At 64.4% G+C, this 14,275-nt stretch carries 15 protein-coding genes; 10 read left to right on the top strand and 5 right to left on the bottom strand.

Annotated features, from left to right (window positions below; genetic code table 11):
* Nucleotides 1-19: 19 nt before the first annotated feature.
* On the top strand, nt 20-1,582 hold the full coding sequence (locus JQ616_RS27245; RefSeq protein ID WP_212019894.1) for an alkaline phosphatase D family protein: 1,563 nt from the start codon (nt 20-22) through the stop codon (nt 1,580-1,582).
* Nucleotides 1,583-1,728: 146 nt separating this feature from the next.
* Complete coding sequence (locus tag JQ616_RS27240) at nt 1,729-2,739, top strand: N-acetylmuramoyl-L-alanine amidase (protein WP_249137295.1); 1,011 nt, start codon at nt 1,729-1,731, stop codon at nt 2,737-2,739.
* A gap of 13 nt (nt 2,740-2,752) precedes the next feature.
* On the opposite strand, the gene JQ616_RS27235 is transcribed toward JQ616_RS27240, so the two are convergent.
* On the bottom strand, nt 2,753-3,874 hold the full coding sequence (locus JQ616_RS27235) for a hypothetical protein (protein ID WP_212019892.1): 1,122 nt from the start codon (nt 3,872-3,874) through the stop codon (nt 2,753-2,755).
* Between the two features lie 88 nt (nt 3,875-3,962).
* A complete protein-coding gene (locus JQ616_RS27230) occupies nt 3,963-4,337 on the bottom strand; it encodes a response regulator (RefSeq protein WP_212019890.1) in 375 nt (124 codons plus the stop codon).
* 198 nt (nt 4,338-4,535) lie between these two features.
* On the opposite strand from JQ616_RS27230, the gene JQ616_RS27225 reads away from it, so the two are divergent.
* The 8 genes from JQ616_RS27225 to JQ616_RS27190 all read left to right on the top strand — a co-directional run bounded on the left by JQ616_RS27225 (nt 4,536) and on the right by JQ616_RS27190 (nt 11,938).
* Nucleotides 4,536-5,300, top strand: coding sequence for a Crp/Fnr family transcriptional regulator (locus JQ616_RS27225; protein ID WP_212019888.1), 765 nt, complete (start codon nt 4,536-4,538; stop codon nt 5,298-5,300).
* 195 nt (nt 5,301-5,495) lie between these two features.
* Complete coding sequence (locus tag JQ616_RS27220) at nt 5,496-6,215, top strand: prolipoprotein diacylglyceryl transferase (protein WP_212019886.1); 720 nt, start codon at nt 5,496-5,498, stop codon at nt 6,213-6,215.
* Nucleotides 6,196-7,644: a radical SAM protein gene (locus JQ616_RS27215; protein ID WP_212019884.1), complete on the top strand. Its 1,449-nt coding sequence runs from the start codon at nt 6,196-6,198 to the stop codon at nt 7,642-7,644. Before JQ616_RS27220 ends, JQ616_RS27215 begins: the two co-directional genes overlap by 20 nt.
* Complete coding sequence (locus tag JQ616_RS27210; RefSeq protein WP_212019882.1) at nt 7,641-7,886, top strand: hypothetical protein; 246 nt, start codon at nt 7,641-7,643, stop codon at nt 7,884-7,886. The genes JQ616_RS27215 and JQ616_RS27210 overlap by 4 nt, the downstream gene beginning before the upstream one ends.
* Nucleotides 7,887-7,915: 29 nt before the next feature.
* Complete coding sequence (locus tag JQ616_RS27205; protein ID WP_212019880.1) at nt 7,916-8,188, top strand: hypothetical protein; 273 nt, start codon at nt 7,916-7,918, stop codon at nt 8,186-8,188.
* Complete coding sequence (locus JQ616_RS27200; protein ID WP_212019878.1) at nt 8,185-8,421, top strand: hypothetical protein; 237 nt, start codon at nt 8,185-8,187, stop codon at nt 8,419-8,421. Before JQ616_RS27205 ends, JQ616_RS27200 begins: the two co-directional genes overlap by 4 nt.
* 282 nt (nt 8,422-8,703) lie before the next feature.
* Complete coding sequence (gene typA / locus JQ616_RS27195) at nt 8,704-10,527, top strand: translational GTPase TypA (protein WP_212019876.1); 1,824 nt, start codon at nt 8,704-8,706, stop codon at nt 10,525-10,527.
* Nucleotides 10,528-10,690: 163 nt separating this feature from the next.
* Complete coding sequence (locus JQ616_RS27190; protein WP_212019874.1) at nt 10,691-11,938, top strand: flavin monoamine oxidase family protein; 1,248 nt, start codon at nt 10,691-10,693, stop codon at nt 11,936-11,938.
* Between the two features lie 19 nt (nt 11,939-11,957).
* Here JQ616_RS27190 and JQ616_RS27185 read toward each other — a convergent pair whose 3' ends face one another.
* From JQ616_RS27185 to JQ616_RS27175, 3 genes are read right to left on the bottom strand one after another with little or no spacing between them, the layout of a single operon-like run.
* Nucleotides 11,958-12,365, bottom strand: coding sequence for a thiol-disulfide oxidoreductase DCC family protein (locus JQ616_RS27185; protein ID WP_212019873.1), 408 nt, complete (start codon nt 12,363-12,365; stop codon nt 11,958-11,960).
* A gap of 59 nt (nt 12,366-12,424) precedes the next feature.
* Nucleotides 12,425-13,753: an SDR family oxidoreductase gene (locus tag JQ616_RS27180; protein ID WP_212019871.1), complete on the bottom strand. Its 1,329-nt coding sequence runs from the start codon at nt 13,751-13,753 to the stop codon at nt 12,425-12,427.
* Nucleotides 13,754-13,770: 17 nt separating this feature from the next.
* Nucleotides 13,771-14,238 carry a DUF2269 family protein gene (locus tag JQ616_RS27175; protein WP_212019869.1) on the bottom strand — a complete coding sequence of 156 codons (468 nt, stop codon included), beginning with the start codon at nt 14,236-14,238 and terminating at the stop codon, nt 13,771-13,773.
* Nucleotides 14,239-14,275 lie beyond the last annotated feature (37 nt).

Genomic DNA, 14,275 nt, shown 5'->3' with positions numbered 1-14,275 from the left:
GACCTGAGGAGGCTCCCCAATGACGATCCGGTTCTCGCGAAATCTCACTCGCCGACGCTTTCTTTCGACTGCGGCTGCAGCCGGTGCCGGTGTGATCGCGATGCCCTATCTGTCGCGCGCGGCCGATCGTCCGGCGATCACCCATGGCGTGCAGTCCGGCGATGTCGGCACTGACGGCGGCGTGGTGTGGGCGCGTGCGGACCGGCCGTCGCAGATGATGGTCGAGGTCGCCACGACTGAATCCTTCAAGGACGCCCGCGCGCTGCCGCCGATCACGGCGCTGCCGGAGAGCGACTTCACCGCAAAGATGCTGCTGGAAAACCTGCCGTCCGGCCAGGACATCTTCTATCGCGTCCGCTTCCGCGACCTCGCCCATATCGACGTGGTCGGTGAGCCCGTGGTCGGCCGCTTCCGCACCGCGCCGAGCGACCGCCGCGACGTCTCCTTTGTGTGGGGCGGTGACGTCGCAGGCCAGGGCTGGGGCATCAACCCCGACGACGGCGGCATGATCACCTTCGCCGCGATGAAGAAGCACAATCCGGATTTCCTGCTGCATTCCGGCGACACCATCTACGCCGACGGCGTGATTCCGTCCGAGGTGAAGCTCCCCGACGGCAAGATCTGGAAGAACATCACGATCCCGGAGAAGGCCAAGGTCGCCGAGACGCTCGACGAGTACCGCGCCGCGCATAAATACAATTTCCTCGACTCGAATTTGCGCGCATTCAATGCCGAGGTCCCGATCTTCGTGCAGTGGGACGATCACGAGGTGACCAACAACTGGTCGCTGTCGAAGCAGTTGCCGGCGGCCTACAAGGAGCGCGACATCACGGTGCTCGCCGCGCGCGCGGCCAAGGCGTTCCACGAGATGTATCCGATGCGTGAGAGCATCGTCGAACCGGGCCGGGTCTATCGCACGCTGAGCTACGGACCGCATCTCGACGTGTTCATGCTCGACGAGCGCAGCTATCGCGGCCCGAACGGTCCGAACCTGCAAGAGACCTACGGCCCCGACGCCTATTTCATCGGGCCAGACCAGATGGCCTGGCTGAAGCGCGCGCTGCTCAACTCGCGCGCCACCTGGAAGGTGATCGCCTCCGACATGCCGCTCTCGTTGATCGTCTATGACGATGCCGCCAACAAGAAGGGCTCGGAAGCGTTCGCGCAGGGCGACGGGCCGGCGCGCGGCCGCGAGCTCGAGATCGCCGACATCCTGCGCTTCATCAAGACCGCAGGGATCGTCAACACGGTGTGGCTGACCGCCGACGTGCACTATGCGGCCGCGCACTACTACAACCCGAACAAGGCCCAGTTCCAGGAGTTCGACCCGTTCTGGGAATTCGTCTCCGGCCCGCTGCATGCCGGCACGTTCGGTCCGAACGAGCTCGACAACACGTTTGGCCCCGAGGTGAAGTTCGTCAAGGCGCCGGGCGAAGCCAACCAGAACCTGCCGCCGTCGGCCGGCATGCAGTTCTTCGGTCACGTCAAGATCGACGGCAAGAGCGGCCAGATGACGGTCAGCCTGCGCGACCGCGTCGACGCCGAGCTGTGGGCGATCACGCTCGATCCGAAACCGGTGTAACTCGGCCGCAGCCGGAACCGCACGCCCTGTCCTCGACGCCCTCGGCTCAAAGCCAAGGGCGCCGCGATTGACAGGGGATGGACGCGACCGGCCTCTTCCGGTACCGATATCAGAGCCGTTATGCTGGGGGCCCGGAGGGGCGGAGCATGAGGCGCTGCGAATTCTTTCGCGTGCTCGGTGGCATCGTCGCGAGGTTTCGGCCTCGTCGCTTGATTGTTGTCGCGATCGCAATGTTCGCGCTGCTGCCGATCGAGGTCAGCAATGCCGGCTGGCTGCCGGATTTCTTCAAGAGCTCCTCCAAGCACGCCAAATCGTCGAAGCACACGAAGTCGGCAAGATCGTCGACAAGACCGGCGAGATTGGCGAAGCACCGCGCGCCAGCCAAGCACCACGTCACGCGGCTTGCCGCGCTTGGGCCGATCGCCCTGCCGCCTTCCGCGCCCAAGCCGACCGCAGCCGCATGCGATCCCGCAACATTCCGGATCGTGCTGGATGTCGGACATACCGCCGAATCGGAAGGCGCGATCAGCGCGCGCAATGTCGCCGAGTTCATCTTCAACCGGCGCCTTGCGCAGCTGATCGAGGAGAGGCTGAAGGCCGAAGGCTTTGCCGAAACCAGGCTGCTGCTGACCGAAGGCAAGGCGCGACCCAGCCTGTTCAAGCGGGTCGCGAGCGCCAGCAATCTGCACGCGGATCTGCTGCTATCGATCCACCACGATTCCGTGCCCAACAAGATGCTCGAGGATTGGGAATTCGAGGGCAAGAAAAGCCACTTCAGCGACCGCTTCAGCGGCTACTCGGTGTTCGTCTCCCGCGAGAATCCCGACTTCAGGACCAGCCTGCGCTTCGCCGAGCTGGTCGCGAAGGAGATGAAGGCCGGGGGGTTGCGCTATGCCGAGCAATACAGCCTGCCCATCATGGGCAGCAACCAGCACCCGCTGCTGAACAAGGAGACCGGCGTCTACAGCTATGATGAGCTGATCGTGTTGCGGAAGACCGCGATGCCCGCCGTGCTGCTGGAGGCCGGCTCGATCATCAACCGCGACGAAGAGCTCGCAATGGACTCGCCCGAGCGCCGCAACATCATCGCCGGCGGTGTCGCCTCTGCGGTGAAGGAGTTCTGCGATCCGCGATGGGCGCTGCTCGGTCCGCTCTGACGGCCTGCTGATCTCATTGCTGCTTGCCGGCCTTGAGCTCGGCGAATTTGGCAAGCGCCTGCTCGAACTTGGCGTTGAACAGCCACATCGCATCGAGGATTTCACGGAAGGTTGCAGACGTCCGGGTCCGGTCGGCCCGACCGTAAGCGAAGACGCTGTTGTTTCGCAGATACCCCATGATCCGGGGATCGGAGATTCGATAGCCCGTCAGATTGCCGGACCGGAGCGCGGCCTTGGTCGGCGTCGGAATGATCTGGATCAGCTCGAACAGTTTCATCTGATCGATCGGATTGGGCAGGGCCTTTGCGATCGCCGGGACCTGCGGGAATATGTCCGCGTGCGCGTTCATCAGCGCGTCCCGCACTGCGGTCCAGTGATTGAACCTGTGATCGAGATTGCCGGCCCGTGCTTCTTCCTTGTCGTCACGACGGCTCAGCGCGGGATCGAGCGCCGCGATCGATCCCTTGATGGCTAACCACTTCTTGCGACCGTTGTGGTCTTCGGACGGGCCGGTCTGCAGGCTGCCCTTATAGGTGTTCGACCGTGCATTTCCCGCGTTCTGCTTGCCGTTGGTCTCGGCAAAGAACAGCCCGAGGCTGATGCGGCCCGCGACAGCGGCGTCGGCGGCAGCGAGACCCCTGGCGCGGGCGATCACGGTCGCCAGATCGACCACGTCCTTGAATGGCGTCTCGGAGGTTTGCGCATTGCTGGGCGGCGCCTCCATGACATCAAACAGCTTCCTGTACTCATCGAGCAGCGGCTCGTTGTCGGCGTCGAAATAGGCCGGAGGGATTCCGAGTTTGTTGGATCTTCCAATCCTGGACGGCAACGCATCGGTGAGATCCTTGTAGGTGCTCATCATCTCGACCCGGGCCAGATACACAGCCTGCCCCGGCAGATTGGGCAGCGGCTGCCTTGCATCGATCTGCGCGCGCCGCTGGCGCAGGATCGCGACGAAGTTCTTCAGGGCGTTGTCGTAGGCCTCGCTCGCGGCGGATTGCGTGCTCGTCAATGCGGCCGACTCAGCAACGGCTGGAGATACGAAGCCGCCGACGACGGCCGGGGCAAGCGGCAGCGCGAGAAGCCACAGAGAGAGCGCGGCTGCGGGCGCAGCGGCAGATATCCTGATCGCCATGACGGCTTCCCGACGCCTCGTCGAATCCTTGCAAGCTGGATCGTAGACGAGGAACGCTTCGACGGCGAGGCCGAAGCCCGGCAATCCGTCAATGTCCGCTTCGCAGCGCGGCTTCCAGCGTCTCGCTCGAACACGGCTTGGCCAGCCGCGGCTTGCCGGCGAGCGAATCCGGCAGCCTGATATCGGCGCCATAACCCGTGACGAACGCGAACGGCACCTTCAGTGCATCGAGCCGCTCGGCGATCGCAAACGTCTTCTCGCCCCTGACCAGGCCGACGTCGAGCAGCGCGAAATCCGGCGCGCGTTCGGCGATCAGCTCGAGCGCGCGGGCGACGTTCGCGGCGGTGCGCACCGTGCGGGCGCCGAAGCCGAGGATAGTATCCTCGAAATAGAGCGCGATGATCGGATCGTCCTCGACGACCAGAACGTCGCCGGGCATGCCGGCATTGGGAGCGGAGTCCATGGCTCGGTGTCCATTTCTTTGATGATGGATGAGAGACCGGATCGATCCGGCCGGATGGCCCGCGACCGGCGCCCGAAAGCACGCCGGCTGTTCCCAGGATGAAACCATCACATCGCAAGCGACCGCGTCTGTTCACTAGTGAACATAAAAGTGGGAACTTTTTCAGTATGGTCCGCGTTGGGTTTTCAGGATTTTCCAATGATTGAAAAACGGACCGAGTTGGCCGGGACGAATGACCGGCCGTTCAACAATCTTTTGCGCCGGCTGAATGCGAGCGATTACGAGTTGGTCGCGCCGTATCTTGCGGTGGTCGAGGCCGAGGCCGGCGACCTGCTCTACAATCCCGGCGACGACGTCCAGATCGTGCACTTCCCGTGCGGGCCGAGCCTTGCGTCCTACATGGTGGGCAACGAAGACGGGCGCGATGTCGAGACCATCCTGGTCGGCCGCGAGGGCGCGGTCGGCGGTATCGTGAGCCAGGGATTCCTGCCGGCCTATACCCGCATCACCGTCAAGTTCGGCGGGCCCTTCGTGCGGCTGCCGATCAGCAAGCTCGACGCCGCCAAGCTGAAGTCGATCTCGGTGCGCAACATCTTCGCGCGCTACGCCGACTGCATGCTGGCGCAGATCTTCCAGTCGACCGCCTGCAATGCGATCCACTCGATCGAGCAGCGCGCCGCGAAATGGATCATCTCGGCGATCGAGCGCACCAACGGCAACGGTGTGGTGCCGCTCACCCATGAACAGCTCTCGACCCTGCTCGGCGTCGGCCGCAGCTACACCAGCCGGGTGATCCAGAACTTCAAGGCGGAGGGCGTGCTCGATACCCGCCGCGGCGCGATCGTGATCCGCGATCCGGACAAGCTCAAGCTGCGCTCCTGCCTGTGCAACGAGGCGGTGAAGGATCACTTCGAGGAGGTGCTGCGCGGGGTCTATCCGAGCGAGGACAACCCGGCGAATTGATACTGCTTACCTCTCCCCGCTCTTTGAGGGGAGAGGTCGGATCGCGGCAGCGATCCGGGTGAGGGGCGAGGTACACTGCTACAAGCCACGGGGTGCTCGCCGGATAGAAGCCCCTCACCCCTGCCCTCTCCCCGTAACAACGGGGAGAGGGAGAGCGACTATCGCGGACCGCGAAAATCACGCTACACTCGCGTGATGAGTGGGGCTGGACTTCACGCCGTCTTCGACGTTGCAGCATGGGGCGCGGCCGCGCTCGCGATGTGGTGGCTGTCGCGCGTGCGCGGGCTGCAATTCCCGCGGCAATCCTTTGAACTGACCTATATCGCGGCCCTGGTGTTCGGCGCCGGGATCGGCGCCTACATTTTCGGCACGCTAAACCTGTGGTTCTCCGGCATGCCGGGCATCGCCCGCTCGGTTGAGGGCGCGCTGGCCGGCGGCATCGTCGCGATCGAGCTCTACAAATGGCTGCACGGCATTTCGCTGCGCACCGGGGCGCGGTTCGCGCTGCCGCTTGCGGTCGGCGTCGCGATCGGCCGGCTCGGCTGCTATTTCGCAGGCCTTGAGGATTTCACCTACGGCACGCCGACCACGCTACCCTGGGGCCATGACTTCGGCGACGGCATCCTGCGCCACCCGGTGCAACTCTATGAGAGCCTCGCGATGGCGGCATTCGCGGTCTTCTATGTCTGGGCCGTGTTGAACCGCAACGCCGCTGTCATCACCAATGGATTCTACCTCGTGCTGTTCTACTACGGCCTGCAGCGCTTCGTGTGGGAGTTCATCAAGCCCTATGGCGCGCTGATCGGCCCGTTCTCGCTGTTCCACCTGCTGTCGCTGTTTGTCATGATTTACGCCGCCGTCATGCTGGCGACGGCGCCAAATGTGAGTTTGAAGCATGAACGCGCCGCTGCGTAAGTCCCGCCCCTACATCTTCTGGGGCCAGACCCAATCGCTCTGCGAAACCTGCCTGACCCTGGTGCCGACCAAGATCCAGATTTTCGGCAGCGAGGTCTGGTACGAGAAGCGCTGCAAGCAGCACGGCGTGCAGTCGACGCTGGTCTCGACCGATTCCGCCTATTGGCGGCTGTGCAAGGATTTCATCAAGCCCGGCGATCGGCCGCTCGCCTTCCAGCGCCACACCGAGTTCGGCTGCCCCTATGATTGCGGGCTATGCCCCGACCATGAGCAGCATTCCTGCCTGGCACTGATCGAGATCACCGAGCACTGCAACCTGACCTGCCCGGTGTGCTTTGCGGATTCCTCGCCGACACGCTCAAGCTTCACGCCGCTGGCGAAGATCGAGAAGATGCTGGACGCGCTGGTGGCCAGCGAGGGCGAGCCTGATCTGGTGCAGATCTCCGGCGGCGAGCCGACCTTGCATCCGGATTTCTTCGCCATCCTGGATGCGGTGCGCGCCCGCCCGATCCGCCATGTCATGATCAACACCAACGGTCTCAGAATCGCGCGCGAGCCGGAGTTCGTGGCGAAGCTCGCCGAGAACAAGCGCGGGCTGGAAGTCTATCTGCAATTCGATTCGCTCAAGCGCGACGCGCTGGTCAATCTGCGCGGCGCCGATCTGCGCAAGATCCGCCAGCAGGCGCTGGAGAATCTCGAGCGCGCGGGCGTCTCGACCACGCTGGTCGCCACCATCAAGCGCGGCGTCAACGATGCCGAGATCGGCGACATCGTCCGCCATGCGCTCACTTGGACATGCGTCCGCGGCGTGACCCTGCAGCCGGTACAGGACGCCGGCCGCAACGAGGATTTCAACAAGGATACCGACCGCATCATGCTGTCGGAGATCCGAAAGCGCGTGATCGAGACCGGAGTGTTCGGCGACAAGGACATGATCCCGCTGCCCTGCAATCCCGAGAGCATCTCGATCGGCTACGGCCTGCGCAACGCCGACAAGGTGCTGCCGCTGACCTCGCTGATCCCGCAGGAGCAGCTCGTCGCCGTGATGCCCAACACGATCAGCCCGGAGAAATATCCGGTGTTGCGGGAAAAGTTCGTCGATTTGTTCTCGCTGTCGTCGGGGCCGCTGAACACGAGCGAGCGGGTCTGCGAATTGCTGTGCTGCCTGCCGAGCTTCGAGGTGCCGGAGGGCCTCAGTTACGAGAACGTGTTCCGCGTCACCATCGTGCAGTTTCTCGATCGCTTCAATTTCTGTGTCGGCAACGTCAAGCGAAGCTGCATCCACTTCGTCACCGAGAGCGGCGCGATCATCCCGTTCGACACCTACAATCTGTTCTACCGCGACGGAAAGATCGACGGCATCCGCGCCGCGCTGGCCGGGCAGACCTACCGCGAGGCGCGCCGGACGGAGGAGGAGGTGCCAAGGTGAGCGATACCAGCGCGCCGCCTCCGCCCCGCCCTCCGCAGCAGCGCAACGGTTGCGTGACGGCGCTGATGATCGTCGCCGGAATCATTCTGCTGCTGCCCGGCCTCTGCGCGCTGATCTTCGTATTTGCCGGCGTCGCCAAGATGGCGTCCGATGACCGTCAGTTCGTCGGCGCTTGCCTGCTTGTGGCGTGCTTCGGCGTGGCCCTGATCTGGTGGGCCATCCGCAGACCTGGATCCGGCTGACATCGCGACCCACTGATGGACCAACAGCCATGAGCGAGACCAATCCACCGCCGCTCCCGACGGAGCCGCCCGATCAATACGTCCCGCCGCCGCCGGCACCACGCAGCGGCTGCGCGACCGCCTTCATGGCGCTGTTCGGGGTGTTCCTGCTGCTGCCCGGGCTCTGCGCACTCTTGTTCGGGTTTGGCGTCCTCAGCGAGTCGAAAAACGACCCCTCCATTCTGTTCCTGATCCTGCTCGGGCTCGCGGTCTGCTTTGCCGGCGTGATGCTGATCCGTTCCGCGATCAAGGGGAGCCCATGAGCGGTCTCGAGCCCCCGCCAACCGAGCCGCCGCGGCCGGAACCACGGCTGCCGCCCGGCTGCACGATCTTCATGCTGATCGTGGGGGTGCTGCTGCTGATCCCGGGTGCCCTCTGCGTGGTGCTCAACGTCACCCTGGGTGGGTCAAACGACCCGCTCACCGGGGTCTCTGTGCTGGTGACGATTGTTGGGCTCGGGCTGATCGTGTTCGCGCGGGCGCAGAAACGAGGCTGAATCACCCCCGAAAAGCCCCTCAAAACTGGCTTCCGGAACCAAAATCAGCCCTCCAAACGAGCAACAAATCATTGTTTTTTGGCGTTTTCTGACTATATTGCGCCGCAACGCGCAAGGTGCCCGGTCCTCTGACCGGGCTTCCTTTTTGGGGTGATGCGTCCCCGTCAAATTTCTTGGGTATGAGCGTGATCCGGGCCCCGATTGGGCCACGCGAGCGAGCGGCCGGCCAGATTGGTCCGGCGAGATCGCGCATCTGACCATTGCACGACCAGAAGAAGAGCCATGAACCTTCGCAACGTCGCCATCATCGCCCACGTCGACCACGGCAAGACCACCCTCGTCGACCGCCTGCTGCAGCAATCCGGCACCTTCCGCGAAAACCAGAAGGTTGCGGAGCGCGCCATGGACTCCAACGATCTGGAGCGCGAGCGGGGCATCACCATTCTGGCGAAAGCCGCCTCGGTGCAGTGGAAAGACATCCGCATCAACATCGTCGACACCCCCGGCCACGCCGATTTCGGCGGCGAGGTCGAGCGCATCCTCAACATGGTGGACGGCGCGCTGGTGCTGGTCGACGCCGCCGAAGGCCCGTTGCCGCAGACCAAATTCGTGGTGTCCAAGGCACTCAAGGTCGGACTGAAGCCGATCGTCGTGATCAACAAGGTGGACCGTCCCGACGCACGGCCGACCGAAGTCATCAACGAGGTGTTCGACCTGTTCGCGGCGCTCGATGCCAGCGAAGAGCAGCTCGACTTCCCGATCCTTTACGGGTCGGCCAAGCAGGGCTGGATGGCGGATAGCCCGGATGGACCGAAGGACGCCGGCATGCAGCCGCTGTTCGACCTGATCGTGCGCCACGTTGCGCCGCCGCAGGTCGAGCAAGGTCCGTTCCGGATGATCGGCACCATCCTCGAGGCCAACAACTTCCTCGGCCGCATCATCACCGGCCGCATCTCCTCGGGCACGATCAAGCCCAACCAGGCCGTCAAGGTGCTGGGCGCCGACGGCAAGCTGATCGAGCAGGGCCGCATCAGCAAGATACTCGCGTTCCGCGGCATCGAGCGCACGCCGCTCGACGAAGCCGAAGCCGGCGACATCGTCGCGATTGCCGGCCTGACCAAGGGCACCGTCGCCGATACGTTCTGCGATCCGTCCGTCGACACCCCGTTGCAGGCGCAGCCGATTGACCCGCCGACGGTGTCGATGTCCTTTATCGTCAACAATTCGCCGCTCGCCGGCACCGAAGGCGACAAGGTGACGAGCCGCATGATCCGCGACCGTCTGCTGCGTGAGGCCGAAGGCAACGTTGCGCTGCGCGTCGTCGAAGCCGCCGACAAGGACTCGATGGAAGTGTCGGGTCGCGGCGAATTGCAGCTCGCGATCCTGATCGAGACCATGCGCCGCGAGGGCTTCGAACTCTCGGTGTCGCGCCCCCGCGTCGTGCTGCAAAAGGACGAAGCCGGCGTCTGGCAGGAGCCGATCGAGGAGGTCGTGATCGACGTCGACGAGGAACATTCCGGCGTCGTCGTGCAGAAGATGAGTGAGCGCAAGGCCGAGATGATCGAGATGCGCCCGTCCGGCGGCAACCGCCTGCGGTTGGTGTTCTACGCGCCGACCCGCGGCCTGATCGGCTACCAGGGCGAACTGCTCACCGACACCCGCGGCACCGCGATCATGAACCGCATCTTCCACGGCTATGCCGCCTACAAGGGCGAGATCCAGGGTCGCCGCAACGGCGTCCTGATCTCGAACGACCAGGGCGAAGCGGTGGCCTATGCGATGTTCAAGCTGGAAGACCGCGGCCCGATGATGATCGAGCCGGGCTGGAAGGTCTACAAGGGCATGATCGTCGGCGAGCACACCCGCGACAACGACCTCGAGATCAACGTGCTGAAGGGCAAGCAGCTCACCAACATCCGCACCACCTCGAAGGACGAAGCGGTGCGCCTGACGCCGCCGATCCGGATGACGCTGGAAAAGGCGCTCGCCTATATCGAGGACGACGAGCTCGTCGAGGTGACGCCGAAGTCGATCCGGCTGCGCAAGAAGCATCTCGATCCGAACGACCGCAAGCGCGCCGAGAAGGCCAGAGAGGCTGTAGCCTAAGCCCGTCTGTCATGCCCCGGCTCGACCGGGGCATCCAGTACGCCGCGGCCTATCGGTTCAACCACTTCTGTCTCTGGAATACTGGATCGCCCGCATGCGCGGGCGATGACAGTCATGCACGCGGCCGCTTCAGGCCCGGCGACGAACGTGCTAGAGCCGGGACATGAGTTCCCTTCCCTCCACGGTCGATGTCGCCATCATCGGCGCCGGCGCCGCTGGCCTCGGCGCCGCGCATGCGCTGAAGGGCACCGGCCTTTCCAGCATCGTGCTGGAAGCCCGCGACCGGCTCGGCGGCCGTGCGCATACGATCCGGGCCGCGCCTGACGTGGTGTTCGACGTCGGCTGCGGCTGGCTGCATTCGGCCGATCAGAACAGTTTTGTCGGCATCGCCGAGCAACTCGGCTTTCAGCTCAACAAGGACCTGCCGCCATGGCGCGAGCGCGCCTATGGCAAAGCGTTCCCGCAGGCTGATCGCGACGCATTCACGCTGGCGCTCGACGAGTTTTACGATCGCCTCGAAGCGGCCGCGCGCGGTGGCAAGGATGGTCCCGCCGATCCCTATCTCGAGCCCGGCAACCGCTGGAACCCGATGATCGATGCGATCTCGACCTATGTGAATGGCTGCGAGCTCGACCAGCTCTCGATCCTCGATTTCGACGCCTATGAGGACAGCAACGTCAATTGGCGCGTCAGGCGCGGCTATGGCGCGCTGGTCAAAGCTTATGGCGAACAGGTGTCTGTCGCGCTGAATTGCGAGGTCGGGCTGATCGATCACACAGGCAAGCGCGTGCGCATCGAGACCTCGCGCGGCACGATCGAGGCGGACAGGGTGATCGTCACCGTGCCGACCAATCTGATCGCCGACGAGGCGATCCGCTTCTCGCCGGCGCTGCCGGAAAAACTCGATGCCGCGCGCGGCCTACCGCTCGGCCTCGCCGACAAGGTGACCTTGGCGCTCGCCGAGCCTGAGGCACTGCCGAAGGAAGGCAATCTGCGCGGCGCCACCATGCGCACCGAGATGGGTACCTATCACATCCGCCCGTTCGGCCAGCCCTGCATCGAAGGCTTCTTCGGCGGACGTTTTGCGCAAGCGCTCGAAGATGCCGGCGACGGCGCCATCGCGGCGCACAGCATCGACGAGATCGTCTCCTTCCTCGGCAATGATTTCCGCCGCAAGCTGCAGCCGCTCAGCGAATCTCGCTGGGCCCACGACCCGTTCGCCCGCGGCTCCTACTCACACGCGCTGCCCGGCCACGCCGACAAGCGCGCCGTGCTCGCCGCCCCGGTCGACGGCCGGCTGTTCTTCGCCGGAGAGGCGACGTCGCCGCATTTCTTCTCGACTGCGCATGGCGCAAGGGATTCAGGGGAGAGGGCAGCGAAGGAAGTGCTGGCGGCATCGCCGCGCAAGTAGTCAGGCCGTCATTGCGAGCCTACTCCAGCACCCTCGCCCGCATGTCCGCGTCCGGCACGAAACACGTCTCGTACTTCCCGAAGATCCTGTAGCGGTTGCGCGCGATGAGGCTGTAGACCGCGTCGCGCAGCGGCTTCGGGACCGCGAACAGCGCGCTTGTCCAGCTCCAGCCGGGGAGATGGCTCAGCACCGTCAGCGCGGCGTCGGACTTCATCCAGGCGATGCCGCCGTGGACGACGGCATTGGTGTCGGGATCGTCGGGGTCGATGCCGAAGGTTCTTGCCAGCCGCGTGCCGTAGGCGGACTGGATCGGCGTGAAGCGGAAGCGGCGCGCTGTGTCGCGCGCGACGACGAAGCGGACCCAGCGCGAGCAGAAGATGCAGACGCCATCGTAGAGGATCACGTCGTCGTCTGGCCACAGGCTCATCTTGATTCCTTTGGACGCGCTTTCTTCACGCGAACCGGGTCCCACTTCGCTTGAAAACGCTATCGATTATCCAACATCAACAGCGCGACCAGCATCAGCACGATCGCAGGCCCCGTCTTCACCAGCGCACCGAGCGGCTCGATCCAGAGATCCGGCGTCAGGATCGCCGATCCCGCCATGTAGCCCAGCGAGGCAATGATCCCGGCAACAAGGCCAAACGCCGCGGTGCGGCGGATCGCGATCAGCACGCCGATGCTCATGTCCATCAGGCTGGTCAGCACCGTGACCGGTCCGACCAGTGCGGACGGAAAATGATGCGCGCTCAAAATGCCGGCGGCGGCGTCATAGGAGACGACCAGCGCAATGAAGCCGGACGCAACCCAGAACAGCACCAGGCTTGCGAAAATCAGCGCCTTGATCAGGAACAGCCGCGCAAACCATTTGTCCTGAATGGTCGCGGGGCGAGCGCCGACCGCTTGCGCGATCGTCCTCGGCACGATGCCGGTCACTTGCATCCAGGCTGAGGGATCGCCGGTGACGCCGCGGCGCAGTTCGGCAATCGCGGTGGTCCGCAGCGGCGGCATCCAGCCGAGCCGGCTTACGAGATCGCCGAGGCGGGCACCGAGATCGATCAGGAATGACGGCGACGCGATGCGGAAATGTTTCGCCGTGCCGAACGACCAGCGGAACTGGGCGATGACGCCGCCGAGCGAGACCGGCTGCGGCTGCATCAGGTCCCATGTCACCGAGCGCACCGCTTCATCGCCGACGTCGCGCGAAGCAAGCCATGCGATGGTGGCGGCGATGTCCTCGACCGCGACCGGCTGGAACGGCGTCGCCGCCTCGTCGGCCGGCAACTCGATCGGCAGCGCCGCCAGCGCGCGCAACATGGCGCTGCCGCCATAGGCCGACGGCGCGATCACAAAACCCGGGCGCAGGATCGCATGCGCGACCCCTGATGCCGCGATCAGCCGTTCGGCCTCGCGCTTGGTGGTGCTGAAGGCGGTGCGGTCCTCATTGGCGGCACCGGGTATCGAGATGTGCACGAGACGGGTCGCGCGATGGCTGTCGCGGATTGCCTCGAGCAACCGCGCCACGAAATCGCGATGTACCGCGCGCGTGTCGCTGCCCGGACCGTCCTGCAGCACGCCGAGGCAATTCACGACGACATCGACCTCATGCGTACGCAGCAGCTGCGTCAGATCAGCTGCATTCAGCGACATCACAGGCAGCTCGAGATCGGCCGCGCTCATCTTTTGCGCAAGCGTGAAATGCCGCGCGATCCCAATCACGTGAAAGCCGCGCGCCCTCAGATCGTCGGTGAGATAACGCCCGATCAGGCCCGACGCGCCGAGCACGAGGATGTTGTGTGATGCGTCGTCACTCATAAGGGCTGGATCATGCTCTAAAATGGTTTCGCGATCATCAGCCACAGGATGATCATCACCGAGCCGAAGCCGGGAATCCCGAACAGGAACCAGCGGCGAAACAGCGCATGGTAGCGCGGCGGCAGCGGCAGACCTTTTTCAAAAGCGGCCTGCGCGAGGTCGCGCATCTCCATCTGCATGAAGATGACGGGGACCCAGAACGCGCCGGCCAGTGCATAGAGCGCGAGCGACACCAACAGCCAGCGCTCGGTGACGCTGGTTGCCGACAGCAGCATCAACAATCCGCCGCTGACCGGTTGCAGCAGCACGGCGCTCAGCGTGAAGATCATGTCCGCGATCACGACGGTCGCCGCCGTGCGTGCGATGAACGCCGCATCCTGCGTGCGATGCGCCGCCAGCATGAAAAAGGCGATGCCGGTCCCGGTGCCGAGGATCACGATGGCGCCGAGCACATGCAGATATTTGATCAGGAAGTAGAGCGTCATCGCAGTCCGCTCGCCATCGGGCCGGCTTCGGCACGCA

The sequence above is a fragment of the Bradyrhizobium tropiciagri genome (genome assembly GCF_018130545.1).
Classification (GTDB): domain Bacteria; phylum Pseudomonadota; class Alphaproteobacteria; order Rhizobiales; family Xanthobacteraceae; genus Bradyrhizobium; species Bradyrhizobium tropiciagri_A.
The sequence above is the reverse complement of the archived record's forward strand: the minus strand, read 5'-3'. Positions and strand labels throughout refer to the sequence as shown.

What these genes read in the sequence shown, in the direction of transcription:
- JQ616_RS27200 (WP_212019878.1), top strand. Translation starts at nt 8,185, where the DNA reads ATGAGCGGTCTCGAGCCCCCGCCAACCGAGCCGCCGCGGCCGGAACCA.
- JQ616_RS27175 (WP_212019869.1), bottom strand. Translation starts at nt 14,238, where the DNA reads ATGACGCTCTACTTCCTGATCAAATATCTGCATGTGCTCGGCGCCATC.
- JQ616_RS27230 (WP_212019890.1), bottom strand. Translation starts at nt 4,337, where the DNA reads ATGGACTCCGCTCCCAATGCCGGCATGCCCGGCGACGTTCTGGTCGTC.
- JQ616_RS27190 (WP_212019874.1), top strand. Translation starts at nt 10,691, where the DNA reads ATGAGTTCCCTTCCCTCCACGGTCGATGTCGCCATCATCGGCGCCGGC.
- typA (WP_212019876.1), top strand. Translation starts at nt 8,704, where the DNA reads ATGAACCTTCGCAACGTCGCCATCATCGCCCACGTCGACCACGGCAAG.
- JQ616_RS27245 (WP_212019894.1), top strand. Translation starts at nt 20, where the DNA reads ATGACGATCCGGTTCTCGCGAAATCTCACTCGCCGACGCTTTCTTTCG.
- JQ616_RS27185 (WP_212019873.1), bottom strand. Translation starts at nt 12,365, where the DNA reads ATGAGCCTGTGGCCAGACGACGACGTGATCCTCTACGATGGCGTCTGC.
- JQ616_RS27225 (WP_212019888.1), top strand. Translation starts at nt 4,536, where the DNA reads ATGATTGAAAAACGGACCGAGTTGGCCGGGACGAATGACCGGCCGTTC.
- JQ616_RS27220 (WP_212019886.1), top strand. Translation starts at nt 5,496, where the DNA reads ATGAGTGGGGCTGGACTTCACGCCGTCTTCGACGTTGCAGCATGGGGC.
- JQ616_RS27235 (WP_212019892.1), bottom strand. Translation starts at nt 3,874, where the DNA reads ATGGCGATCAGGATATCTGCCGCTGCGCCCGCAGCCGCGCTCTCTCTG.
- JQ616_RS27240 (WP_249137295.1), top strand. Translation starts at nt 1,729, where the DNA reads ATGAGGCGCTGCGAATTCTTTCGCGTGCTCGGTGGCATCGTCGCGAGG.
- JQ616_RS27205 (WP_212019880.1), top strand. Translation starts at nt 7,916, where the DNA reads ATGAGCGAGACCAATCCACCGCCGCTCCCGACGGAGCCGCCCGATCAA.
- JQ616_RS27215 (WP_212019884.1), top strand. Translation starts at nt 6,196, where the DNA reads ATGAACGCGCCGCTGCGTAAGTCCCGCCCCTACATCTTCTGGGGCCAG.
- JQ616_RS27180 (WP_212019871.1), bottom strand. Translation starts at nt 13,753, where the DNA reads ATGAGTGACGACGCATCACACAACATCCTCGTGCTCGGCGCGTCGGGC.